The organism is Prevotella pallens ATCC 700821 (assembly GCF_000220255.1).
GTDB lineage: Bacteria > Bacteroidota > Bacteroidia > Bacteroidales > Bacteroidaceae > Prevotella > Prevotella pallens.
On sequence record NZ_GL982513.1, the window covers coordinates 1,139,311 to 1,166,126 of the forward strand.

Annotated in this window: 14 protein-coding genes and 1 tRNA gene; 12 read left to right on the forward strand and 3 right to left on the reverse strand. The window is 39.6% G+C overall.

The features are described from left to right. The first annotated feature begins 288 nt into the window (after nucleotides 1-288). The 3 genes from HMPREF9144_RS04330 (at nucleotide 289) to HMPREF9144_RS04340 (ending at nucleotide 5,035) form a co-directional block, all read left to right on the forward strand. On the forward strand, nucleotides 289-489 hold the full coding sequence (locus tag HMPREF9144_RS04330) for a hypothetical protein (protein WP_006044668.1): 201 nt from the start codon (nucleotides 289-291) through the stop codon (nucleotides 487-489). Nucleotides 490-670: 181 nt separating this feature from the next. Beyond that, on the forward strand, nucleotides 671-3,418 hold the full coding sequence (locus HMPREF9144_RS04335; protein WP_006044669.1) for a hypothetical protein: 2,748 nt from the start codon (nucleotides 671-673) through the stop codon (nucleotides 3,416-3,418). Nucleotides 3,419-4,570: 1,152 nt separating this feature from the next. Then, nucleotides 4,571-5,035, forward strand: a complete 465-nt coding sequence (locus HMPREF9144_RS04340) for an HU family DNA-binding protein (protein WP_006044670.1) — start codon at nucleotides 4,571-4,573, stop codon at nucleotides 5,033-5,035. A gap of 77 nt (nucleotides 5,036-5,112) precedes the next feature. Here HMPREF9144_RS04340 and HMPREF9144_RS04345 read toward each other — a convergent pair whose 3' ends face one another. Next, entirely contained in the window at nucleotides 5,113-5,511 is a 399-nt protein-coding gene (locus tag HMPREF9144_RS04345; protein ID WP_006044671.1) for a DUF8479 domain-containing protein, read from the reverse strand. A gap of 124 nt (nucleotides 5,512-5,635) precedes the next feature. Here HMPREF9144_RS04345 and lepA point away from each other — a divergent pair, with 124 nt between their 5' ends. The 8 genes from lepA to HMPREF9144_RS04385 all read left to right on the forward strand — a co-directional run bounded on the left by lepA (nucleotide 5,636) and on the right by HMPREF9144_RS04385 (nucleotide 15,195). Beyond that, entirely contained in the window at nucleotides 5,636-7,417 is a 1,782-nt protein-coding gene (gene lepA / locus HMPREF9144_RS04350) for a translation elongation factor 4 (RefSeq protein WP_040595569.1), read from the forward strand. 21 nt (nucleotides 7,418-7,438) lie between these two features. Continuing rightward, entirely contained in the window at nucleotides 7,439-8,032 is a 594-nt protein-coding gene (locus HMPREF9144_RS04355) for a Crp/Fnr family transcriptional regulator (RefSeq protein ID WP_006044673.1), read from the forward strand. 32 nt (nucleotides 8,033-8,064) lie between these two features. Continuing rightward, nucleotides 8,065-9,378, forward strand: a complete 1,314-nt coding sequence (locus HMPREF9144_RS04360; RefSeq protein WP_006044674.1) for a DUF3078 domain-containing protein — start codon at nucleotides 8,065-8,067, stop codon at nucleotides 9,376-9,378. Between the two features lie 533 nt (nucleotides 9,379-9,911). Next, the gene (sppA, locus tag HMPREF9144_RS04365) at nucleotides 9,912-11,681 is read left to right on the forward strand and encodes a signal peptide peptidase SppA (RefSeq protein ID WP_006044677.1); all 1,770 of its coding nucleotides are present in this window, start codon (nucleotides 9,912-9,914) and stop codon (nucleotides 11,679-11,681) included. 45 nt (nucleotides 11,682-11,726) lie between these two features. Further along, nucleotides 11,727-12,917 carry a tetraacyldisaccharide 4'-kinase gene (gene lpxK / locus HMPREF9144_RS04370; protein ID WP_006044678.1) on the forward strand — a complete coding sequence of 397 codons (1,191 nt, stop codon included), beginning with the start codon at nucleotides 11,727-11,729 and terminating at the stop codon, nucleotides 12,915-12,917. Further along, the gene (locus HMPREF9144_RS04375) at nucleotides 12,799-13,608 is read left to right on the forward strand and encodes a purine-nucleoside phosphorylase (RefSeq protein ID WP_083818102.1); all 810 of its coding nucleotides are present in this window, start codon (nucleotides 12,799-12,801) and stop codon (nucleotides 13,606-13,608) included. Before lpxK ends, HMPREF9144_RS04375 begins: the two co-directional genes overlap by 119 nt. Before the next feature lie 21 nt (nucleotides 13,609-13,629). Beyond that, nucleotides 13,630-14,727, forward strand: coding sequence for a thiamine-phosphate kinase (locus HMPREF9144_RS04380; protein ID WP_006044680.1), 1,098 nt, complete (start codon nucleotides 13,630-13,632; stop codon nucleotides 14,725-14,727). Nucleotides 14,728-15,122: 395 nt separating this feature from the next. Further along, nucleotides 15,123-15,195 (forward strand) — tRNA-Phe (locus tag HMPREF9144_RS04385). Nucleotides 15,196-15,756: 561 nt separating this feature from the next. On the opposite strand, the gene HMPREF9144_RS04390 is transcribed toward HMPREF9144_RS04385, so the two are convergent. After that, nucleotides 15,757-17,955, reverse strand: a complete 2,199-nt coding sequence (locus tag HMPREF9144_RS04390) for a RelA/SpoT family protein (RefSeq protein WP_040595571.1) — start codon at nucleotides 17,953-17,955, stop codon at nucleotides 15,757-15,759. A gap of 152 nt (nucleotides 17,956-18,107) precedes the next feature. Between HMPREF9144_RS04390 and HMPREF9144_RS04395 the strand changes: the two genes are divergently transcribed. Continuing rightward, a complete protein-coding gene (locus HMPREF9144_RS04395; protein ID WP_006044682.1) occupies nucleotides 18,108-19,625 on the forward strand; it encodes a DUF4301 family protein in 1,518 nt (505 codons plus the stop codon). Nucleotides 19,626-19,851: 226 nt separating this feature from the next. Here HMPREF9144_RS04395 and HMPREF9144_RS04400 read toward each other — a convergent pair whose 3' ends face one another. Continuing rightward, the gene (locus HMPREF9144_RS04400; RefSeq protein WP_006044683.1) at nucleotides 19,852-26,745 is read right to left on the reverse strand and encodes a pyrophosphatase-like OB fold-containing protein; all 6,894 of its coding nucleotides are present in this window, start codon (nucleotides 26,743-26,745) and stop codon (nucleotides 19,852-19,854) included. Between the last annotated feature and the right edge of the window lie 71 nt (nucleotides 26,746-26,816).

Sequence of the window (26,816 nt, forward strand, 5' to 3'; positions counted from 1 at the left end):
TCTCTCTCTCTCTCTCTCTCTCTCTCTCTCTCTCTCTCTAGTAATGCAGGCGTAAACAAAACCTTACACTTTTTCGTACGCGCGCGCGAAGCGTGCCGTGCAAACCATAGTAAACAAAGGACTCGCAGGAGTTTCCTTTGTTCTTTTTTTGTGCCCTGCTGTTTACAACTCAAGAGAGAAATAAGTACAATTTTATCTCGTAAAAACATAATAAACATCTATGAGGTTTATGCCACCGTATAGCCTCATACCCTTTTAAATATAATAATTGCATAAAAGAATGAGATTATGAAAGAAAACAAAAAAAGAAAGGACTATCTACAGCCCGATGTATCGATACTTAGTATCGACGGAGAAAGCCACTTATTAGCAGAAAGTCCACAAGTGCGCCCAGGTGGTGGTGGTTCAGGAAGTCAGACGCCAGGAACAATTAACGTGGTTCCACCTACATCAGACGATAATAACCCTGACGACGACTTGGAGGGTTAAGCAAACTAAGTAGCTCCCACGAACACTCTTATTTACACGCCGAAAACATTCCGTAGGCGTTAGGTGCTAATTAATCGCACCCTGATAAATAAATGTTTCGTGGACACGAGGGTACGACGAATCGTCCCCAGAAAGACAAACAAAACAAGTAACTAACAAAAGATTAAAAAAGGAAAACAACATGACGAAGAAAAGTATTTTCCATTATGCGCTCTCTTCACTCTTGGTGGGTGGAATTGCGCTATCGGTAACATCGTGTGCCGACGATGATATAAACCCCAATCAAGGAAACGACGGCGACGCCCTTGTGCGTTTCAGCATAAACGATGTGCAGGAACAAGCCGTAAATCGTGGACTGGAAATGACACGCGGAGCCATTGCCAACGGCATTACCACTGCCGACCTTTCCGGACACAAACTCGCAGCACACAGCAATCGCAACATAGACGTTTGTTTAATTGAAACCACTGTCGAGGGCGTGAACCCAATAAAGGCAGACGCCCACACACGTGCCAATATAGCAACAGCCATCAGTGGCGACTTCTCGTCTACTGGTATTCGTGGTGTAGCCGAAAACAGCATTCTCTCTACTCCCGAATGGTTTAAAGCTGTAAAAACAAAGCAAAACGGCGAACTCTATACCCCTATACGTTGGTCTATTGCTCAGCCTTGGGCACGCTTCTTTGCTGTTTATCCTTCTAAAGATAGCTATTCAAAACTTACCATTAACGATATGGCATCTGCCGACAATGCCCCCAGTGTAGACTTCACGGTAGAACCCAATGTTAGCGACCAAAAAGACTTTATGACGGCTTGCACAGGCAAAGTAAACTACGCTACACAAGGTGTGCAACCCACTACCAGCCTCGACTTCCGCCACGCCCTTACAGCAATTCGCTTTGCTGTGGGTCAAAATCTCTCATGGAACAAAACCATTGACAAGGTTGAGATTCGTAATGCCATTATGAAGAGCAAGTACAAGCTCTCAAACGAGTTTAATGGTACAGGTGCAACCTGGGATAACACGGGTGCTACACGTGGTACAGCCACTCTTTCGGGCTTAAGCGTAAACACCAGTTCCAACCCTAACGTTACCATCATGGGCAACACGGGTGATAACTTCACCTTCTATATGATTCCACAGGTGCTTACGGGTAATGGTGTAACTGCATACGTACACTTCACAGATAACACTGAAATCACGGCAACATTGAAGGGTGAATGGAAAGCAGGAACAACACGTACATATAAGTTGAGCGAAACAAACTCTACTTGGCAGTATGTGCTTACTCCAACCGAACCAAGCCGTGCAGCCAACTACGACGAAACAACATCACAGGCTTATGGAATAACTAGTTATCGCCAAGCTCCTGATGGTACTCAACAGGCTATAGCTTGGAAAGTTGTTGGTTACAGTGTTGATGGTGGTACAACTTACACACCCAACAAGCCAGCCTGGATGACAGCCCTTAGCAAAGAAAGTGGCAACGGTGGTACAGCTGCCGAGACAGGTACTGCAACACTTACTAAAGACATAACCGACCTTTTAAAGCTTCGCAACGAAGGACTTAAGAATGCGCCTACCGTAGGCTCTGCTTCTGCCCCTTACGACCTTTCTTTACACGACCATAATGGAAACGTAACAGCGCGCAATACAGCCAACTCTTACCTAATTTCTGCTCCCGGTCATTATCGCATACCGCTTGTCTATGGTAATGCAATAAAGAATGGTGCAACAAACAGTAGTTCCTATATCAGTTCTGCACCTCCTACAATGTATGGCAGTGCTGATGTGATATTACATAACTTCAAAGATTACTTAGAACACGATATAACCAATCCTTGGATTGAAAAAAGTAATGCAGCCAATGCAGGTATCAATGCTGCGAAGATAGTTTGGGCTGACGAGAAAGACCTTGTCCACTTACCAACCTCTCCAATAGCTCACGATGCAAACGGCGATGCTTACTTAGACTTCGAAGTTAAGCAAAGTGACATTAAGAGAGGTAACGCTGTTATCGCTGTTACTAAGGGTGTCGCTGTTTGGTCTTGGCACTTGTGGTTCGCTCCTAAAGACGCTCTTAGTACCATAGCTGTTACTAACTATCAAGGTAAAATCTACAACTTCACCAAAGAAAATCTCGGTTGGAAGCCTACAGTTTGGAGTGGTTCTACTTACGATAAACCTCGCACTGTAAAGGTCAAGGTAGAACAAGCCATTGCTAACGGTGGAGTAAAGCAAGTTACTGTCATCAATATCACTCAAAACCCAGGTGGTAAGGAGGAAGGTATTTGTACCCATTACCAGTACGGACGTAAAGATGCTTTCCCCGGTATGGACGAAACTCAGCTTCCTCAAGGTTCTATCAATAAGAATGCTGGCGACAATATGTCCATTGCCAATGGTATACAGAACCCACAAGACTTCTATACTGCCGGTAGCTCTTGGTATAACAATCCTCCTGCCGGTTATTCTTATTACAACCTTTGGTCTGCAAATAACACCTCTATTGGTTACAACGACGATGCCGTAATTAAAACTGTTTACGATCCTTGTCCTGTTGGTTTCAAGATGCCTGCAAGTAATGCCTTTACTGGTTTCACCAGCGATGGTCAGTATCAAGGTACAGCTGCCAATATCAACGCTAACGGCACAGCCGACTCTTGGTACAAGTTCTCCGCAGCCTACGGTCATAACTTCTATACAAATAGTAGTAAGAATGCAACAATCTTCTTTCCTGCTTCGGGTTTTCGCAGCGGCATGGATGGTTCGTTGGGCTTCGTTGGAGACAGCGGTTTCTATTTGTCGGCAGCTCCGCTCTACTTGTACAACAATTGCTACCTGTACTTCCAACGGAGCTTCGTGTACCCTCAGTACAACGGCGACAACCGTTCGTTCGGAAAGGCGGTACGCCCAGTCTCAGAATAGATTGTTTCATTTGATTGATTTGATTTATTTACAGGCGGCACGCCTGTATTTAGACATACAAATAGTTTCAGTTAATCTATTTTAATTCAGTGTGGTGGCGACGTGAGTCGGTGCCACACTTCTAAAATAAGAATATCATGAGTGCACACAGGTATACTATGGCACAAAGGAAAAACAAAACAAATGAAACAAAGAAATACCCACACCGTGTATTCCGTAATATGCGGGCACGATAAATCGGCTCCCTACAGTGGGTGTACGTGGGTAAACGTTGGTGTACGTGGGTAAATATTACGTGTTCGTGGTGTAAACATTGATTGTACATAAACAATCCGCAGCGTACATTCCGTAGGCGTAGGGGACCGATTTATCGCGCCCGTCCGCACGAATTATATAAATGCAATCACGCATCACAATGGACGTACGAGGATAAACATTGGTTGTACACGGTTATCCACACCGTACATTCCGTGATATGCGGGCACGATAAATCGGCCCCTACAGTGGATGCACGTGGTGTAAATGTGGGTGTACGTGGATAAACATTGGTGTGCGTGGACAATCCGCAGCATACATTCCGTAGGTGTAGGGGCCGATTTATCGCGCCCGTCCGCACGAATTATATAAATGCAATCACGCATCACAGTGGGTGTACGTGGCGTAAACGTTGGTGTACGTGGAATAAACATTGATTGCGCATAAACAGTCGCAGAGTACATTCCGTAGGCGTAGGGGACCGATTCATCGCGCCCGTTCACACCGAATTGTATAAATGCAACCACATATCACAATGGGTGCACGTGGGTAAACGTTGGTGTACGAGGACAATCCGCAGCGTGTATTCCGTAGGCGTAGGGACCGATTCATCGCGCCCGTCCGCACCGAATAACTACAAATTATTGTGTGCCTGTCCGCAAACATACACTGGATAAAACCAAATAAAAACTCGTGTTGGAGAGAATCTCGAATGCGAGTATAAACAAACAATTTATATAACTCAGCCGAAGGGCTACAATTTTATATTCTGACGGGTGTAGGACTCGTAAGGCACGGGTGTAGGACCCGTGGGGCACGGCAGTAGGACCCGTGGGGCACGGCAGTACATTTCGTTGATATTAACAATTGGGGCTTTCGGCTTAACAAATTTTTATTATGGCTTTTTATAAGAAAACCAAAATGAAAGTGAACGGCAAATGGTATCCTAAAGCCGTTTTAGTATCGAGTCCGGCAACAACCGAGCAAGTGGCAAAACGTCTGGCAGCAGAATCGACGGTAAGTCCTGCCGATGTGCGTGCAGTGCTGACGGCATTGGGCGGTGTGATGGGCGATTTTATGGCACAAGGTCGTTCGGTGAAGCTGGACGGTGTAGGTTCGTTCTACTTTACGGCTGTTACAAACAAGAACGGTGTGGCAACGGAGAAAGAAGTATCGGCGAACCAAATTAGTGGCGTTCGTGTGCGCTTTATTCCCGAAACCCGATATCGTGGAGCAGGCAAGGGCAGGGTGTCTACCCGAGGTTTATCGGACGTAGACATTGAGTGGAACGAATGGAAAGGCAAAGAAAAAGAAGCCGACCCAAAGAAACCCGAAGGCGGTGGCGGACAACCACACCCGTAAGTCTCAATATTGGCATTAACGGTAGCGCCCTTGTTTTGCAAAGGAACAAGGGCGTTAGTAGTACTGTTAGCTATGGCTTAGTATTGACCTTTTTTATAAGTCTCGTCTAACAATATAGTTTTAGGATTTTTACCAGAACGGTAAGTAAAACGGAAATTAAAGCCAGCTTCTTTGTAAAGTTTCGATGCCGTATCGGTTTTAATACCATTGAGTAGAATTTGTTGCAGTAATTGTTTGTTAGCCTCAACATTAGCTTTGTTATCGCCCTCGTTGTAGATAGAATAATAGTAGTGAATGGTGCGAGTTTGCGGTTCGTATGTCATACTGTCCATTCGTGTGTTATTAACCATAGGAGTAGGGCAATACTTTTTTGTATATTCTTTACACTCTTTTGCAGCCTTATCTTCTAAACTGTCTTGGCAACACATAAGCGAAGTGCAGCCAATAACAATGAAAAGCATCTTAATAAACTTCATAATTCTGTTGTGATATATGTATTAACGTGTGCAAAGGTAGGTGTTTTTGAGCAATTTTATGATTGGTTCTTTTGTATTTCTCGCTTTTATTCTTAAATTTGCATACCAAAAGACAACAATCTTAATGAATCAGATAAGAAATTTCTGCATTATAGCACATATAGACCACGGTAAGTCTACACTTGCCGACCGTTTGTTAGAATACACCAAAACTATCAAAGTAACAGAAGGGCAGATGCTTGACGATATGGATTTAGAGCGCGAACGCGGTATAACCATTAAGAGCCATGCTATACAGATGGAGTATGAACAAGACGGACAGAAATATGTTTTAAACCTTATAGATACTCCGGGACACGTGGACTTTTCTTACGAAGTGTCGAGAAGTATTGCTGCATGCGAGGGTGCACTGCTCATAGTAGACTCTACGCAAGGTGTTCAGGCACAAACCATATCAAATTTGTATATGGCAATTGACAATAATCTTGAGATTATACCAGTAATCAACAAGATTGATATGCCCAACGCAATGCCCGAAGAGGTGGAAGACGAAATAGTAGACCTTATAGGTTGCGAACGTAGCGACATTATTAGGGCGAGTGGAAAAACTGGCGAAGGCGTGCCAGAAATATTGCGAGCCATAGTAGAGCGTATACCAGCTCCCAAAGGCGACACAAAAGCACCTTTGCAAGCACTTATATTCGATTCTATCTTTAATTCGTTCCGTGGCATTATAACCTTATGCAAAGTAACAAATGGAACTATTCGCAAAGGCGACAAGGTGAAGTTTGTGCAGACAGGAATGGAATACGACGCCGATGAGGTGGGAGTTCTGAAAATGGAAATGAAGCCTAAGAACGAACTAACAACAGGCGAAGTAGGATACATTATATCGGGAATAAAAAATGCACGCGAAGTAAAAGTGGGCGATACTGTAACACACGTGAGCAGTCCGTGCGATAAAGCCATAGAAGGATTCCAGTTAGTAAAACCAATGGTGTTTGCTGGTGTTTATCCTATAGACCCTAACGATTACGAAAACCTGCGCGCATCGCTCGAGAAACTACAACTAAACGATGCCTCGCTAACATTTTCTCCAGAAAGCTCGCAAGCATTAGGCTTTGGATTTCGCTGCGGTTTCTTAGGTTTGTTGCACATGGAGATAATACAAGAACGATTGGACCGTGAGTTCAACATGGACGTTATAACCACTGTGCCCAACGTAAGCTATATGGTGTACGACAAGTTAGGCGAAAGCAAGGAAGTGCACAATCCATCAGGTTTGCCCGACCCAACAATGATAGACCATATAGAAGAACCCTATATAAAAGCCTCTATTATAACATCGAGCGAATATATCGGACCAATAATGACGCTTTGTCTTGATAAGCGCGGCGAATTGGTAAGTCAGAACTACGTTAGTGGTAACCGCTTGGAACTGATATTTATGATTCCATTAGGCGAAATAGTTATTGATTTCTACGATAAGTTAAAGAGCATTTCCAAAGGATATGCATCTTTTGATTATCATATAGATTCGTTCCGTCCATCTAAACTAGCAAAACTCGATATACTTTTGAATGGTGAACCTGTAGATGCTCTATCTACCCTTACGCACGAAAGCAATGCCGTAACATTTGGTAGACGAATGTGCGAAAAGTTAAAAGAGCTGATACCACGCCAACAATTCGACATAGCAATACAAGCAGCTATCGGTGGAAAAATAGTTGCACGCGAAACGGTGAAACAGGTTCGGAAAGATGTTACTGCAAAATGCTACGGTGGCGATGTCAGCCGTAAGCGTAAACTGTTAGAAAAACAAAAGAAAGGCAAGAAGCGTATGAAGCAAGTGGGCAATGTGCAAGTGCCCCAAAAAGCATTCTTAGCCGTATTAAAGTTAGATTAAAACCAATAAAGGAGTATAAAAATGAAAGAAACCTTTGAAACCAGAGATATTGCACGCGAGCTAGCCCGAAAGTACAGCACAATGACACACGAGGAACTCGATACGCTCGAGAGTATTCTTGTGCCAATGAAGTTCGCTAAAGGCGAAATGATATTGAAAGAAGGCGAGGTGTGCGAAAACATCTATTACATTGAACATGGACTTGTTCGTCAGTTCTATTTTAAGAATGGAAAGCAGATAACAGAGCATTTAGGCGAAGACCGAACCGTCTTTATGTGCATTGAAAGCCTTTTCCGCGAAGAAGCTACAAAGTTGCAAGTGGAAGCAATAGAACCAACTACAGTATATGCACTGCCAAAACTACGATTAGAACAAGTAGCATTACACAACGTGAATATACAAATACTTTATAGAAAGATATTAGAAGAAAGTTTAATAATCTCACAAGTTCACGCCGACCTGGTTCGTTTTGAAACAGCACAAGACCGATATAAGAAAATGTGTAAACTAAGTCCGCAAGTTATATTGCGTGCACCATTAGTTTATATTGCCAGCTATTTACAAATGACACCAGAGACTCTCAGTCGTGTTCGTGCAGCTACATTGTTAGAATAGTTTATTCTTCTAAAGAATTATAGTAAAAAACGATGGCGCATAAAATCTACTCTTGTTTAATTGTTATGTGTTTCACTTTGGCAGTATCTGCACAAGTGAATACAAGTGTTTCCTCTACTAAGCAAATTAGTGGTAGTACAGCTTCTATAAAGAAAGTAAATCATACAACTTTAGATGTTGTGCTTAATGCTTATATGGATTCATTGACTTTAACCGAGAATAAGATATTTTCTCAAGCTAATAGGCAAGGAGCAAATTATAAAGGCAATGTTTTTCGTTCTGCTCAATTGTTTCTTCCTGTTACCTATTATAGAAATATAGTAGACAATGCATTCTCTTTAAAAGAAAATGATGCTTATAACAAACAACTTTTAGATATCTATTTATATTCACCATCGTTAGTAAGCACCACAGCCGATGAGCTTAGAGGAAAACAAACAACCACTGTAGAAGTTGAAACGCCTATACAACGTGAAGTTGAGATAGTAGATAAGGTTGCGCCTACGCCAGTAGAGTCTACTTTCTCGCCTGTCGAAGTACTTATTAAGAAGCCAGACTTTTGGACTTATAAGGGCGATTATTCGCTGCAATTGTTGCAGAACTATGTTTCGGGTAATTGGTATAAAGGAGGAGAAAGCAACTATTCGGTGTTATCTTCTGCAATATTCGAAGCGAATTACAATAATAAGCAGAAGGTGAAATGGGATAATCGGTTAGAGCTGAAGTTTGGTATTCAAAGTACTAAATCGGACACTTTGCATAGTTTTAAAACAACCGAAGACCTTATACGCCTTACTTCTAAATTTGGTTTACAAGCCTCTAAGAAATGGTATTATTCGGTACAGTTTGTGGGTAATACACAATTTACGCACTCTTACCGTTCCAATGATCCTTTGCTGTATTCAGACTTTTTAGCCCCTTTAAATATAAATGTGTCGTTGGGTATGGATTATACCATCGATTGGTTAGAACATAAGCTAAAGGGAAATGTGCATCTGGCTCCATTGGCTTATAATACAAAGTATACACGTATAAAAAGTTTGGCAGACCGATTAGGTATAGAAAAAGGTAGGCATGCACGCCACGATTTTGGTTCGGAACTATCTGTTGAGTTTGTATGGCAGCTGATGGAGGCTCTTTCTTGGAAGACACGTCTATATTCGTATACAACCTACAAACGCACTGAAGTGGAATGGGAAAATACGATAAGATTGCAATTTAATAGATTTATAGGTGCACAATTGTTTATTTATCCTCGATTTGATGATGGTGTAACACACGATGGTCGTTATGGCTATTTACAGATGAGAGAGTTTGCTTCTATAGGTTTCCAATACAGCTTTTAATCTAATTAGAACTTTTTTACGAGAAACCTCTTGTGTTTATAGTAGATAGCTTTGACTATATTTTCACAGTATTTTAACAGCGGAACTTACCCTGATAGCCAACCATTAGCAATTTATGAACAAATTAGATATCTATCACGCTTGTTTTAGATATCTGTCACAAACGTTTTAGATATCTGTCATAATCGTTTCAGATATCTAATATTTTGAACAGATAGTTCGTGAGCTATTTTCTTTCTATTATATCTAGTTGTACCTACACCATAAACATTAATAACAAAGAATATAAGCAACACAACAACCAAACAAAATATGTAGAGCGCTTAACGAATGAAATGGATAAAAAAGAATATTATAGCACAAAGCTTTGACTAATTTATCTGTAGAAGGACTATTACGAGCAAAGAATTATATTGAAATTTGGAATGTTGGCTATTTATGTTTATCTTTGCATACAAATCGTATTAAAATGGTGGATATTAGCAATTGACACCAACAAGACTTAAAACAAAACGTATAAAATATTTGCCTTTATGAAGGACTTTTTTAAGAATGTCTTCGCCACCTTTGTTGGCATATTCCTTTTTGTGTTAGTAACGTTGCTTCTTGGTTTCGTGTGTATTTTTGGAATGGTACTGTCGAGCGAAAGTACAACCGAAATAGAGAATAATTCAGTATTAGTGATAAATCTTTCTGGGCCATTAAGCGAACGTTCAGATAAGAATGTTATGGCAGAATTTATTGGTAACGTTGCAAGCGGAGTAAGCTTAGAGGACGTACTTTCAGGTATAGAGAAAGCAAAGACCAATAAGAACATAAAAGGTATTTATATTGAAGCTGGAGCTTTTGCACCAAACTCTTATGCATCGTTGCAAGAAATAAGAGAAGCCCTAATAGATTTTAAGAAGAGCCATAAATGGATTGTAGCCTATGGCGATAGCTATACACAAAGCGCTTATTATTTAGCTTCGGTTGCAAATGATGTGTATTTAAATCCACAAGGAATGTTAGATTGGCATGGTTTATCCTCTCAACGTATCTATCTAAAAGATATGTTAGCTAAGTTTGGAGTAAAAATGCAGGTGTCTAAGGTTGGTACATACAAGAGTGCTACAGAAATGTTTACAGAAGAAAAAATGAGCGATGCCGACAGACAGCAAACCTCAACATATCTAAATGGAATATGGAAATATCTTTTAAAAGGAGTTAGCGAGAGTAGGAATATTCCTATAGCAAAACTCAACGAATATGCAGATAGTGTAATAACATTTGCTAATCCCACCAGCTATCTGAAGATGAAACTAATAGACAAGCTTCTTTATACAGACCAAGTAAGAAACGAAGTAAAGAAGCGGTTAGGTATTAATTCAGATGACGAAATTCACCAAATATCACTTACGGATTTAAAAGCGGTAGAACCTGCTAAAGGTGGTAGCGAAGTGGCAGTGTACTATGCGTATGGAGATATTGTTGATAGTCCAGTTTCGAATACATCTTTTAATCAGCATTCCATTGTAGGAAAAGATGTTTGTAATGATCTTAAAGAATTAATGGACGACGATGATGTAAAAGCAGTTGTTATCAGAGTAAATTCAGGTGGAGGCTCAGCCTTTGCATCAGAACAAATGTGGCATCAAATAATGGAGCTAAAGAAGGTAAAACCAGTTGTTGTTAGTATGGGAGGTTATGCTGCATCAGGAGGTTATTATATGTCGGTTCCTGCAAACTGGATAGTTGCTGAACCTACAACCATTACAGGCTCAATAGGTATCTTTGGAATGTTCCCCGATTTTAGTGGGTTAGCATCAGAGAAGTTAGGTATTAAGTTCGATGAAGTGAAAACTAATAAGAATGGAACTTTTGGTTCAACAATGCGCCCTCTTACTCCAGACGAAATGCGAATGTTACAAGTGTATATAGACCGTGGTTACACAACCTTTAAGAATAGAGTTGCGCAAGGCAGAAATCTTACAATGGCCCAAGTAGAAGCAATAGCTCAAGGACACGTTTATACAGGTGAAGATGCATTAAAGATAAAGTTGGTAGATGAGCTCGGTGGATTAGATAAGGCTGTGAAGAAGGCTGCACAATTAGCAAAAATAGATAACTATTATAAGGTTAGTTATCCATCACCAGTTAATTGGTTTGACCAAATATTTGGAGAAAATGTGCAAGATAACTATCTTAACGAACAATTATATACATCGTTAGGAGTATTCTACCAGCCATTCTCTATCTTGCGCACAATCAACCAGCAATCGGCAATTCAGGCGCGACTACCTTATATTATTAATATAAACTAGTAAATAAGATGGAATAGAACCATTAACACATATATTGCAAATAGAATGGAAGGCGATTTTATCAAGATACACAGAGTGTTGTTACCTTTAAGTTGGCTTTATGGCTTAGGAGTAATGATTCGTAATGAACTTTTTGACCTCGGTGTGTTGAAAAGTCGTAGCTTCGATGTTCCAGTTATTTCTGTTGGTAATATCACTGTTGGTGGTGCTGGGAAAACTCCACATGTAGAATATCTTGTAGGATTATTGAAAGATGTAGCACAAGTTGCAGTTCTATCTAGAGGTTATAAGCGAAAGAGTAAAGGTTATGTGCTTGCCAACATTGATACACCTGTCGAAATGATTGGAGATGAACCTTTTCAGATGAAGCATAAATTCCCTAATATTTATGTTGCTGTAGATAAAAAACGTTGTGATGGTATAGACCATCTAATAAAAGACAAACAAACTCAAGATACCGATGTAGTGTTGCTTGACGATGCTTTTCAGCATCGATATGTAAAACCAGGAATAAATATTCTGTTAATAGACTATCATCGACTTATTATTTATGATAAGTTGTTGCCTGCTGGACGTTTGCGTGAACCTCTTTCGGGTAAGAATCGTGCAGATATTGTGATAGTAACAAAATGTCCTAAAGAATTAAACCCTATAGATTATCGAGTGTTAAGTAAAACAATGAATCTATATCCTTTCCAAGAACTATTCTTTACAACATTCGAGTATTGCAATCTTATACCAGTGTTTAAAGATGTAGCAAAAGAGAAGGAAATTCTATTGGCAGATATAAATAATAAGAATATATTATTGCTTACAGGTATAGCTTTACCACGACAATTAGAAGTTGATATGGGTTTATATGCAGATACATCTCGTATGAAAACATTAATATTCCCTGACCACCATTCCTTTAATACCAAAGACATTGCTGTTATTAATGATACTTTTGCTATGATGGAACCTCCAAAAATAATTATCACAACGGAGAAAGACAAGGCACGACTTTTGAACTTAGAGGGATTAAACAATGATGTAAGAGAAAACATATACGCATTGCCAATACAAGTTAAGTTTATGCTTAACGAAGAAGATAAATTCAATGAAAAAATATTATCCTATGTACAAAAAAATTCAAGAAACAGTATCTTGGCTAAAAGAAAGAATGCAGACAAGTCCGAAAACCGCAATCATTCTCGGAACAGGTCTCGGACAATTAGCTTCAGAGATAACAGATAGCTACGAGTTCTCTTATCAAGATATACCTAATTTCCCTGTTTCTACTGTAGAAGGACATGCAGGTTGCTTAATTTTTGGTAAACTTGGTGGCAAAGATATACTGGCAATGAAAGGTCGCTTCCATTATTACGAAGGATATAATATGCAAGAAGTAACCTTTCCAATACGTGTAATGTATGAACTAGGAATAGAAATGTTGTTTGTTTCTAATGCTTCTGGTGGTATGAATCCAGAATTCAAGATAGGAGATTTAATGATTATAACTGATCATATTAATTTCTTTCCTGAACATCCTTTACATGGGCCTAATTTCCCCACTGGACCTCGTTTCCCAGATATGCACGAAGCATACGACCATAAACTAATAAACAAAGCTAAAGAAATAGCAAAGGAAAAGAATATTAAAATAAGGTCAGGAGTTTATGTTGGTGTACAAGGGCCTACATTTGAAACCCCTGCAGAATATAAAATGTATAGAATATTGGGTGGCGATGCTGTTGGTATGAGTACTGTTCCAGAAGTTATAGTCGCACGACATTCAAATATAAAGGTGTTTGGTATAAGTGTTATTACCGACTTAGGTGGATTTGATACTCCCGTAGAAGTAAGCCATGAAGAGGTTCAAGAGGCAGCTAATAAAGCACAGCCTTTGATGACTGAGATTATGCGTGAGATAATAAGACAAGCCTAAATAATAGGAACCTATATTGATATGGAAATAAAGGAATTAGGCGAATTTAAACTAATAGAGCGGCTAACGAAAGATATAAAACCAACTAACCCATCTACTATTAAAGGGGTAGGCGACGATGCAGCTGTTCTTCGTTATTCAGATAAAGAAGTCTTGGTTTCTTCCCACTTATTTATGGAAGGAATTCAATTCGACCTTACTTATATTGATATGAAACATCTGGCTTATAAATGCGCTATGGTTGCAATGACAAATATATTTGCAATGAATGGGCAGCCATGTCAGATAATAGTATCTATAGGTGTGGGAAAGCGTATTAATGTAACAGATTTAGATCAATTTTATGATGGTCTGAAGACAGCTTGTAGTAAATGGAATGTAGATATTGTAGGAGGTGATACTACATCTTCTTATACAGGATTGTCCATTAACATTACTTGTATTGGAGAAAGTGTAAAAGAAGATATTGTATATAGAAAAGGTGCTACTCCTACTGACATAATATGTGTTTCAGGAGATCTCGGAGCAGCTTATATGGGCTTACAAATACTAGAGCGAGAGAAAACAGTTTACTATCAACAGGTAGAAGAATTTAACAAAAAGCTGACGCAAGCACAAAAGGAAAATGACCGAGGAAAGCTTGAGGCTCTAAATAATGAACGTGCAATAATAGAAAACTTCCAACCAGACTTTGCAGGTAAAGAATATTTAATAGATCGCCAATTAAAACCTGAAGCTCCAGGTGAAGTGCTAGAACAACTTCGTAATGCAAATATTCGACCAACTTCAATGATAGATGTCTCTGATGGTCTTGCAAGTGATTTAAAACATCTTTGTAAAGAAAGTAATGTAGGGTGTAGAATTTATGAAGATAAAATACCTATCGATTATCAGACAGCTGCTGCTTGTGAAGAATTTAATATGAATCTTACTACTGCTGCTTTGAATGGTGGTGAAGATTATGAACTTCTTTTTACGATACCTATTAGTGAGCATGCAAAAATAACATCGCTTAAAAATATTCATCAAATAGGTTATGTTACAGAAAGTAAATTGGGAGAATTTCTTATTGCGCGAGATGGAAATGAATTCCAACTTACAGCACAAGGCTGGGTATAAGAATAGACGTTTCGTTAGAACTTATAAAGGAGAGATTAGAAATGTAGCATTGCTATATTTTTCAAAGATAAAAAGGACGACATTATTCATTGATGCTTTTTCTATTTTATCTTTGTAGAATACATAATCTTGATCTTCGATCGGAATGTTTCTGTGTGTACAAGGGTGAGTTCTGCTAACAGAACTCGCCCCTTGTAAATTTATAGAACTTAGAGGAATTAGTTCCTTCACAATATATAAAGTGGACGTTCATTATGGAGAATATTATCTTACCGGATATTGTAAATTAATGTTAAGTATTAAAATATTTAGCATAATATTTGCAGTAATAAAAAAAAAGTACTACCTTTGCACTCGCAAAACAGAAATGAAGTATATATATTGAATTTCTTAATGGTGCCATAGCTCAGTTGGTAGAGCAAAGGACTGAAAATCCTTGTGTCCCCGGTTCGATTCCTGGTGGTACCACATAAATTTCTAATAGGAGAGAAAGAAAAGAAATGTAAGAGTGTCATAACCAACATAGTTATGACACTCTTTGTTTTTCTAAGCTAATTAATTTTATCGTTCTGTATGTTGATTGTAGTTTATAAGCTTAATAGAAGGGGTGTGGAGTCTATTTAGAAAAGGATATGTTTGTAATGAATTCTACTATGATAAAACAAAACATTAAACAATATGTTACTGTTCATTAACTTGTAGCAACATCTCAATCAAAATAATGCAGAGTAAAGGCTTTCGTAATTCTCATCTGAACAAATATCTTCTTGGTATTATAATATAGAATCATAAGGTTTATAGTTTGTTATGATATCTAACGTGAAACTGAGAGATATCTGAAACAAACGTGATAGACGTCTAAGACGAGCGTTTCAGATATCTGAAATAAGAGTAGATAACGTCAGATGGAACATCTCTAAACATCATAGAGACCTCTCCTAAAAATCTGCGATTGTTGTTCGAATTGTGAAAACAATAAGGCGATGCTTTCAATTTCTCCCTTTGTTTCCTACTGAGCCTTTATAATCTTTATAGTCTTATAATCTGCTTTATTCCCTTTATATTCTTCAACTTCTTTATAATTGAATTCAGTTTTGAAGTGTCTTCTATTAATACGACAAGATTTCCTGAGAATATACCATCGTGTGAGTCTATATTGATAGAACGCATCACAACTTTCTCCTCTTTAGATAAAATATTAGTAATGTTGTTTACGATACCTATGTCATCGTATCCTATAATGCGTAATGTTATGCTATAATTTGCCCCGCCTTTACCACTCCATTTTGCTTTTACTATGCGATAGCCAAAACGTTTCCGCAATTCAGGTGCATTCGGACAGTCTTCTCTATGTATCTTTATTCCACCATTCACAGTAACGAAACCAAAGATAGGATCGCCGTAGATGGGATTGCAACACTTAGATAGTGAGAAATCTATACCTTTTAGGTTCTGATCTATTACCAGTACATCTTCGTTATTCTTTAGCAATTCGCTTGTTTCATCAGCAAGTTCAAACTTTTCTGCACTTTCAGTCTCTTTTGGCGTATTTTGATTGTGTGTTTGGTTGTAAAGTTGCTGATAAGTTTCAATAACATTATTAATATCGAGTTTCTCGTCAGCTATCTGTTTATAGAATATGGAAATCTCTTTGAAGCCAAGATGTTTGATGACTTGATAAAGTGTTTGTTCTTCAATTTCTATCTTTTTATTCTTGAATCTTCTTTCGAGCATTTCTTTTGCAAAGGCGCCTTCTTTCACTTGTGTTTCCTTTAGTGCAAGACGTATTTTTGACTTTGCCCGGGCAGATTTAACGATGTTTAGCCATTCTTGCTTTGGTTTTTGTGTAGTAGAGGTTGTTACTTCTACTGTGTCTCCACTGTGTAGTTCGGTTCTTATAGAGGCATTTTTGTTATTAATCTTTCCACCAACGCATTGGTTTCCAATTTTTGAATGAATGTGGTAAGCAAAGTCTAACAATGTGGCACCTTTAGGAAACTTAAGTAGATCTCCTTTTGGTGTGAATACATAAATTTCTTTGTCGTATAGGTCGCGTTTGAACTGTGTCATCATTTCCAAGTTGTCGCCTGCTTCCAATGCCGTTCTGATAGAAGCCAACCACGTATCCATTCCTTCTTCTGCTTCTATTCCTTTATATCTCCAATGAGCTGCTAGTCCATGTTCGGCTATTTCGTCCATACGCTCAGTACGAATTTGCACCTCTACCCATTTTGCATTCGGTCCTAAAACCGTAATATGTAGACATTCATAGCCATTAGACTTTGGTACAGACAACCAATCGCGCAGACGCTTAGGGTTTGGCTGATACATATCTGTTACGATAGAATATGCTTGCCAACATTGCATCTTTTCCATTTGAAGCGGCGAGTCCAAGATAATTCTAATAGCAAATAAGTCGTATATACCCTCAAACGCACACTTTTGTTTCTTCATTTTCTGCCAAATAGAGTGTATCGACTTTGTTCTTCCTTTTATATGAAAACGTAACCCTGCATTCTGAAGAGCTTTACTAACAGGTTCAATGAATTGTTTTATGTAGGCATCTCGTTCTTTCTTTGTTTCGTTCAGCTTTTCTTTTATATGGTAGTATGCATCGTGTTCTAGGTATTTTAATGATAGGTCTTCTAGTTCACTTTTTAACTGATAGAGTCCCAACTTGTGCGCGAGTGGTGCATACAGGTAGCTTGCTTCCTCTGCAACCTGTTTTTGTGCTTCCTTATTAGTAGTATCGCGTATTTGTCGCATTAGGTTCACACGATCGGCAATCATAATCAATATTACTCGCATATCTTTTGCAAAAGAGAGTAAGAGATTACGGAAGTTTTCACTTTCTATGATAGGATTCTTTTTATACAGATTCTGAATGCGTACCAATCCTTGAATAATCTGTGCAACATTCTGCCCAAAATCAGTCTCAATTTGTTTTATCTCTAATACGCCATTTTCGTAACCAGCATACAACACGGTTGCAAATACCGACTCGCGCTTTAAACCTATACTGCGAACAGCTATTAGCGACGTCTGCATTGCACAAAGTAGTTCGTTTAAACCAAAGACATTGCGTTCTATTGCTCCCTTTTCTTCCATTAATTTAATGTAAGAAGCTAATCGTTCTTTGTCTTCTTCTGTTATATCGTTCGCTAACTCTTCGTTTAATTCCTTAGTAAGGATATGAAGATTTTTTAGTTCGTCGTCTGTAAAAATCATATTCATCGCCTTTAATAATACCATACAAAGGTACAAAAAAACAGCTGATTGCTCTCTAAATTAAGAAAAAGTAAGTAAATTTGCGAAAGAAACAACAAATGCGGTGAACTATGGTGCACTGTTCTATCTAAACACATAAAACTTTTACTGTTATGTTAACAAAACAAGACGAACTATTATTGAAATCAAAGGGTATTAAGTTTGCTGACTTTGAGAAACAGCTTGCTGATTTTAAAACAGGATTTCCATTTCTGCGATTAGAAAGAGCGGCAACAATTGGTAATGGTATTGTGCGGTTAAACGAAGACGCAATTAAAACTGTTACAGAAGCTTGGAATAACTATAAGGCTGAAAAACACAAAGTGGTGAAATTTGTTCCTGCTTCTGGAGCTGCTAGCAGAATGTTTAAAAATCTTTTTGCTTTCCTTGATGCATCATACGAGATGCCTACAACCGATTTCGAGAAGTTCTTTTTCGATAATCTGAAACGCTTTGCTTTCTATGACGAACTTAACAAAAAATGCAAAACTACACACGGAAAAGACATTGAGGAATTGTTGGCTGCAAATAACTATAAAATAGTTGTGGAAACACTCTTGCACACTGACGGACTGAACTATGGACAATTGCCCAAAGGCTTACTATTGTTCCACAAATATGTTGAAGGTGCACGCACTGCTATGGAAGAACATCTTGTTGAAGGTGCACAATATGCAGCGTGCAACAACGAGGTTTGTGTCCATTTCACGGTATCACATGAACATCTTGAACTTTTCAAAGCAAAGGCTACTGAAAAGCAACCTATATATGAAGAAAAGTATCACACACACTTCTCTATAAGTTTCTCCGAACAGAAGCCAAGTACAGATACCATAGCTGCCAATCTTGATAATACACCTTTCCGTAACGAAGATGGTTCATTGTTGTTCCGTCCTGGAGGGCACGGCGCACTTATTCAGAATCTTAACGATATAGATGCTGACATTGTTTTCATTAAGAATATAGATAATGTAACACCCGACCGCCTGAAAGAGGAAACTATTAAGTGGAAGAATATAATAGCGGGACTTTTGGTAACATTGCAGGAAAAGACTTTCCAATATATTAAAAAGCTGAGAACAAACAACTATACGCCTTCTGAATTGCAATGTATGAAGAACTTCCTGGAAAACGATTTGCACTGTCGTCATAAGGATATATGCGATATTAGTAACGAAGAATTGCCAACTTATTTGCTCGAAAAGTTTAATCGTCCTATGCGTGTTTGTGGAATGGTTAAGAATAGTGGAGAACCTGGCGGTGGACCTTTCTACGTTTACAATGCCGATAATACTGTTAGTTTGCAGATACTAGAAAGCCTACAAATTGATAAGGATAATCCTGAATCAATGCGAATGTTTAAAGAAGGAACCCATTTTAATCCGGTAGATTTAGTGTGTGCAATAAAAGATTGTGATGGAAATCCTTATAATCTCCCTCAATTTGTAGATCCTTCTACTGGCTTTATTAGTGCTAAGTCGAAAGACGGAAAAGAACTAAAAGCATTAGAACTACCAGGACTTTGGAATGGTGCAATGAGCAATTGGAACACTATATTTGTTGAAGTTCCTGCAGTTACGTTTAATCCTGTAAAAACTGTAAACGACTTGTTGCGCGAAGAACATCAGTAACAACTATATACAAAAGCAAAAAGTGGGGTAGGATACATACGATAAAAATATCATATCATGTTGGGCTGACAATTTGCAGTCCAACATTGTTATAATAGCATTCTACACATTTTATTATATCGCATTTCATATCAATTAGATGCTGATGAAACGTTATTATTTAAACATAAGTAAAACTTTATATGTGTATAAATAAAACAATTCTAGCGTTAGAAAATAATATTCATTACATATAAAGATATAGGGGCATATATGGGAACAATGGGTTGTAAACTTCACCGTCTGTTTTGTTTTTGGAGGTCATTGCGTTTTCGGCTTTGTAGGTGTCTTCGTGTGATGCCATCTTGTCGCCTGTTGCCTCGAGTACGCTGTTTGTGAATGACTTCAATGCAAGCATACTGTCTACGTACGATTTGTAGAAACGTCTAAAGAAGTTGTGCGTTTTTGGCACAGAATCTATATTGTCGGGTTCTTTTGTTTCCTCTTCGTAACGTGTGCGTGCATCGGGTAGAACTTCTGTTGCGGTGGGGTCTATGCTGCTTCGATACAAAACATTGTCTGTTGCCTTGTCGGCATAGTTGCCAGCTTTCAATCTGTATTGCATTGCAATGTCTTCTGCCTTGTCGAGTATACTGTGTTTGCCACTGTTTTGTAGGTTCTTGTAACTACGCCATAGTATATAACGTAGGTCGTTGTCGGTGATGTTAGCGTGGTGCAAACCAAATGCGTTCATTATTTCTCCAAAGAGTTGTTTGATGCGCTGCCACAGTGTGGGTTTGATTTGTTCGAAGTTGGTATCTTCTGCCATTGAGGCAAGATATTCCTCTGTTGCCGTGCGTACGTTCCAGCCGTGTTTTGCTGACAGGTGGGTTATTTGCCGTCTTGTTTCGATGTCGGCTTTTGCAAATACGGTGTCGAGGAAGTTGTCGAAGTTGTCTCCAAAGAGTTCTCTCAATCCGTGATGCGCTACTGCTTCGTGGAGTACTGTTTTCTCTATGTCTGCAATGTCGGTGTGATTGCCTGCCACTACTACGATTTTACCTGTGCGCTTGTTGTAGAAACCTTTTGCAGTGGCTTGCTCGCCATTGAGGCTGCTGCCATCGGGTACTATTTCTACGTTGTTAAGATGTAAGTTTTGCACAACACTTTCTGCGTGGTTGGTAAGTTCTTCTGTATTGGTTGTGGGCTGTGTGGTGGCGGTTTGTTCTCTCCATCGTTGGCTATACTTGTCAATGTCTAAGTATTCCTTTATGTATTCGCCTATTGCATTGCGTAAATCTTCCTCGTAATTGTTATAAGCATCTAAGGCGTTTTTGGCTGCAAGATAGTCGGGATAGTCTTTTGCTAACATCTCTCGTATCTTCTCTTCCATTTGCTCGTTGAGAGAATGCAAGTAAGCGTCTCTTTCTTTCTTTTCTTCTTCTGTAGCATTTGCATAGCCTTTAAAGCCTGTAAACTGGTCGTATTTTTCTATCTGCTTGTGTCTCCACTCTCTAATTGGATTTGCGGCTGTTTCTGCTTCGCCATATTGTGGCATTTCATATTCGTGTTCGTACTGTGGTTTCTCCACTTTCTCTAACAGTGGCTGTTTTGTTTTAGGGTCGATACCTTTGCAGAGTGTGTCTACCTCTTTCTTGTGTTTGAGATAATCGTCTGCAAACTCATCTTCTGTCCAGCCATAGAATGGTGTTTTGTTGCCGTACATACTGGTATGATGCCATTCTGAATTGTCAATGAAACCAAGACTTGTTAGCATATCGAGCGACTTTGCTGTTATGTGATATTCTCTTCTAAATTCAGTTTTTGGATATCTGCCCTCTTCTTTAGCTTCTGCAGCACGTTTGCTCATTGAGTAGCCTACGTAACCACTATTACCACCGAAGACGGTACGGTAGAGGATATCGTCTTCTGTGGTAGAGAAATTGCCGTTATTGCCTGTTGCACTCTTTATTTGATTGGGGAAGAAAGCCACAACCATTGACGTTTCTCCATCTGTTACAATCACGCCGTCGTTTTGTTCAGACTCTTCCACTATAAGCGATTGGTAGTTATCCCAGAACTCTATAACGTCATTATCCTTGAAGACATTACTGCCAAGACCATTCTTCCTGCACCATTCCGAATTGACAACAAGAGGATTTCCTAAGCTTACATAAGCATCTATCACCTCTCCCCTGCGACTTGCATCAAATTCTGAAACAGCATAATCATCAGCTATCTTCCTGTTGCTTATAAAAAAGAACCCTTTCTCATCGTAACTATAGCGGCTACCTATAAAATCCGTATTGAATTGCCTTAAGCCATCAGCCAAAGTTCCGTGGTACACCACCATAGGTTCTCCATTTTCATCAACAACTTTTGATGAGTTTGTTTGGAGGATTGAAAGTAACTTGCTATCTTTGCCAATAGAAAGGGCATAAGACTGTAAAGGTGCGTCCCCAGTTGTTGTAAAGCCTTTTTTGTCTGCTTGGTCGTTAATACGGTCAAGCAGTTTCCCTTTTTCAATCTCTGTCAAAGCGTGGTCGTAATACTTTTTTCCACTCTTTACTCCAATAGTCAGCTTTACGGTATAGTCAGTTGTGCCAATTTTCAATCCGCAAATATAATATTTGTAACTGTCGTATTTATTATTATGCTTTTCGTTAGGACGTTCTTCAATAAATATAGCATGCCGTATCAATTGTGGAATAGCCGCAATTGACTGAAGATGAGCTTTGTTGCTCATTCCGTGTGAAGTTACCTTATTTGCTCCAACTTTGGTAAGGCTAACTATTTCTTCTGTATCAGCAATGGTATATTCCCCCCGTAGATTATCTTTTATCCATTCTTTGGCACTGTCTCTGTTTAGTTCATATTTGTCTTTGTATTCGCTGCCACTAATAACGACAGCTTTGCTCCTGCGCACCTTTTCTATGCGTGCTGCCTTTTCCCAGTCTCCGAACCAGTTTTTGAAAGCTGTGGTTCTTACTTGTGCCCACTGCTTTTCGCTAAGATTGGTAGGCTTGCCGTTAGGTGCTTTCATATAAGTGTCGTTTGCCTTTGCAGTTTCGACAATCTTCTTTTCTTCATCTGACAGACTATTGCCTACTATCTGAAAACGTGGGTCGCTTTTTGCTTTGTTGAAACGTTTGCTAAGCGGTATGACGTTTCCTTTATCATCGTAAGTTACTGCATCGGGTAACTTTCGGTTGTTCTTTGTGTTGCTGTAAAGATAGTCCTTGTCGTTTATAAAATCGTTTTCGTTGCCATAACCGAACTCTGCAATATCGTTGCCATCGAACCACACGTCAGAGATAGGAACTTTTTGTTCTATGATGCGGTAATTGTTACCCCAGCCGTGCACACGTGCGTTTTCTACTGCATAGGCGTAACTTGGCGTTACCCAATCGCCATTGCGAAAACTGCCCTCCTTGATAGATGATGGAACACTGCGGTACATTGTTATGGTTTGCCGTTTGTTTTGGAAAACGTTTCTAAGGTTTTCGATGGCTTCCTTTCTTGCATCGTCAGCGTGGCGGTAGCTGCTGTCGTTTGTAAGGTAGTCTAAGTTCATAGGGTCGATGCCACTATTAACATAATCGTCTAAGCTGGTATCGCCATCGAACTCGTCGTTTTCGTATGCTTCCTTGCGTTCTTCTTTTGTAAGGAAGTAGCCATTACCATAAGGTGCTGCGCCATTAAAAGCTGATGAGCCTTGATATTCTGAATTAGGAACGTATCCATTTTGTACTGCGGCTTCGTTTACCATTCGTTGAGCTGTCTCCATATCGCCACGTTCTACGGCATCGAGGTATAGCTTGTCTCGCTTTGCTATTTCTTTATTGTCTTCTTCTGTAAGTTTTGTATTGCTTAGCAAGTCGTACAGTATTCTGTCTGTAACTTCGTCAATGTTTTTAAAGTCTTTGATTCCGAAGACGTTCTTTCCTACCCAGTGCCAGAACTGTTTGATAGCCCTTTTTAGATTAAGGAGAATGGTTGTAGCTTCCGCTTTTTCAAAAACACCTTTAGCTTCATCTATAGCCCTTTGTGCTTCCTCCTCCATTTTTGCAGCATTCTTTTTGCCACTGATACGGCTTAAGACTTCACTTGTAACGGCATCTTCGTTGTCTTTGATGTTGGAATAGTTGGGGTCGGCTATGACTTCTTTCCATACAGGAGTGTCTTTCAGGAGAGATTTTATGCTGTTCCAGCCTTGCTTGTTTTTTATCATCATTGCTTCTGCCCACAAGTGGGTGTACTCGTGGATTGGCGTATCAGGGTTTATTCCTGCTTCTGTAAGATAAATTTTACCATTAACCGACCAACCATAAATTGTGCCTTGTGGGGTGCGCAATGTGGTTGCATGGGAGTTGCTAAGCAATTCTTTTACCTCTTCGTCAGTCGCACGCACAACCTCTATACCTGCCTTAGATAAAGCCGCTAAGACCGCCTCTGTGGCTTTCTGTTTTGCTTCTGTGTCGTTGGTGAGTGTTGCAGTGGTTTGTTGTCGTGCCGCTTCTTTCGTGCCGTATACGAAACAGTTATCGTTTATGCTGTGGTATGTGGAGATTGTTGGGCAAACGACGTAGCCTTTTTTGGTTTGTGCGTGTGCGAATGTTTCAGATGTGTTTCCGAATTCAGTTGCCCCTATGCTTTTTGCTCCACGCAATGCCTTGTCGAGTGTTTTTGCGTTGCACACAATAATTTTGCCGTCAGTGTCCTTAAATGCTATAGTTGCGCTGTCGATAGTACTCTTCTTTGCTCCGTCTGCCTTTAGTTTGGTAAGCACGCCTCTTACAAATGCGTGCAGTTTATCAAGATTGATACCCCACGAATTTGTTGTAGTTTCACCCTCGACTACAGCTCGCCAATTTGGATATTTGCCATCTATAACCTCGCCTTTCTTGTTTGTTATCTTTCCCTCTAAAGATTTGTTATAGTCTTCTTTACGAGCCAACAAGATATGCGCATTAGTGCCCACAACATAGCCGTTGTCGTGGTAAACGCCAGTGAGAACGGGGTGTATCTCTGCTTCTTTCTTGTCCGTTTCTACAAACTCTGTAACGGCAATGGATTTCTTCTCTTCTTTGTATATAGGCGTTATGGGTTCTTGCTTGTCTAAGACTGCGTTATATTCTATAGACCGTTGTTCTTGTCTAAGTACTGCATCTAATGCCCCTTTGATTTCATTTTTGGTGTCTTCGTTAGTTGTTTGTTTGAGTAGTTCTTTCAGTTCTTCGGAGTTGAGCTGCAATAGTACTTTTTGCAGTTCTGTTTGTTTGCGGAGTACATCTTTCCATTGTTTACTCTCGAATACTTTGTCGAGTTTCCCTTCCTTTAGTTGCTGATAGTAGAATTTAGTTGCGTTTTCGTAGGCGTTGATAGCTTGCTGCAGTTGTACATTCTTTTGTTCGTGCATAATTTTTTCTGAATTATGCGCATTGTTTTCTTCTGTTTGTGTGCTGGCTGGTGCAGCGTTCTCTTCTGTTGGCTTTTGTGCTTCTGTTTCAAAGCCAACCCCCATTTCTGACTTTACACTTTTATATTCAGCAAATGGTTTCGTTTTGCGGACAGAGCTATCAACCCATTTCTTGAACTCCTCACGGCTTACTTCGGTGACTGTACCAACTTTCCAACCATCTTCGTATTGGTCACGGTATGCTTGTACTGCTTCTTCCATTGAGTTAAAGCCATACATTACCTTATGTTCGTCGAAATCACCTGTCCGTTGATTGACCTGGTCTACAACAAACACATTTCCTTCTGTAGGATTGTCAGAAAGGAATATATCGATATGGTCTCCGTCTACACTTTCAGTACCACGAATGTAGCCGTAGGTATTGTGCATTTCGCTTTCCCACTGCTTGCCGTTTGCATCAGTGCCACGACGAATACTACCCTTTGGCTGTTCGATGGTAATATTAAGTCCGTCTACTTTGACGTGTCCTTTTTTGTAGTTGCCAGCTTCCTTTTGTGCATCGGTGGGGTTGGTATCAACCTTTGCTTCCTCTTCTTTGCGTGTACGTTGTGCCTTGTGTTCTTCTGCTACTCTTTCGGCATAGTCTGTTATGCTCTCACCGTCTTTGCGTGGTGTGGGCGAAAATTTGTTCTCCTTTTCTTGCTTTGTTTGAGAAGATTGTGTAACTTTGCTGTCAGAAGAAACATTATTCTCTTGCGTAGGAAGGAGGTCCGGCACATCACTTTGATGTTCAGCTAAGCGCATTTCAGAGCTGTTGGAGAATAATGTTTCTTTTGTATATTCACGATTAAACTCCATTAGCTTATTGAGCATTTTATTGGGATTTACGAAATGGCTGCTTACAGATATTTCCAATCCGTCAATAGAAACTGTAACAGACGTATAATATTTTACTTTATTACCATTACGTTTAAACGTCTTGGCAAAAACATAAGAGAAATTGCGTTCTGCTACATCTTCTCCTTTAGCTTTGCTTGGCTCCACAAAAATTACATCGGGGTCTGACAAAGTAAGTGAAATCATGCCAAACTCGGATGTGCGTTTCTTATCTTGTAATTTTGCGTATTGATTTTCTCCCATTCGTACTTTACCAATGGGAGTATCGATAGAATTGTTAATACCAAAAGTTTCTAACCACGTTTGGGGCGTTAGTCTGATTTCGGGGTCTTCAATGGCGTTTTCCTCCATTGAAGTTATTAAACTCTGTGCTGCTTCTTCTGATAATGGCTCTTTGTCTACTTCTGTGGGTGTGCTTTGAGGTAGAGTTCCATTCTCATTACTGCTTCGCACGCCAGTTGGAACTTCTGTTGGTTGCTCTTCGCTTTGGCTATCTCCTCTGCTGTTATTAGTTTCTTCTGTTTGTGTGTTGGCTGGTGCAGCGTTCTCTTCTGTTGGCTTTTCTGCTTTGGTTGGATTGGTATCAACCTTTGCTTCCTCTTCTTTGCGTGTACGTTGCGCCTGGTGTTCTTCTGCAACTCTTTCGGCGTAGTCTGTTATGCTCTCACCGTCTTTTCGTGGTGTGGGTGAAAGTTTGTTCTCCTTTTCTTGCTTTGTTTGAGAAGATTGTGTAACTTCGCCGGCGGAAGACAAAACTATCAGTAGGAGTGGAAAGGCTTTCCACCTTATTCTTTGAGGATAATATGAGGGGGGCGCCGTCCTCACTGATAGCTAGTCTTTTTACATCTGATGCGTATACTTTAGAAGATATGGCTATTGAAATAAATTTCACTTCT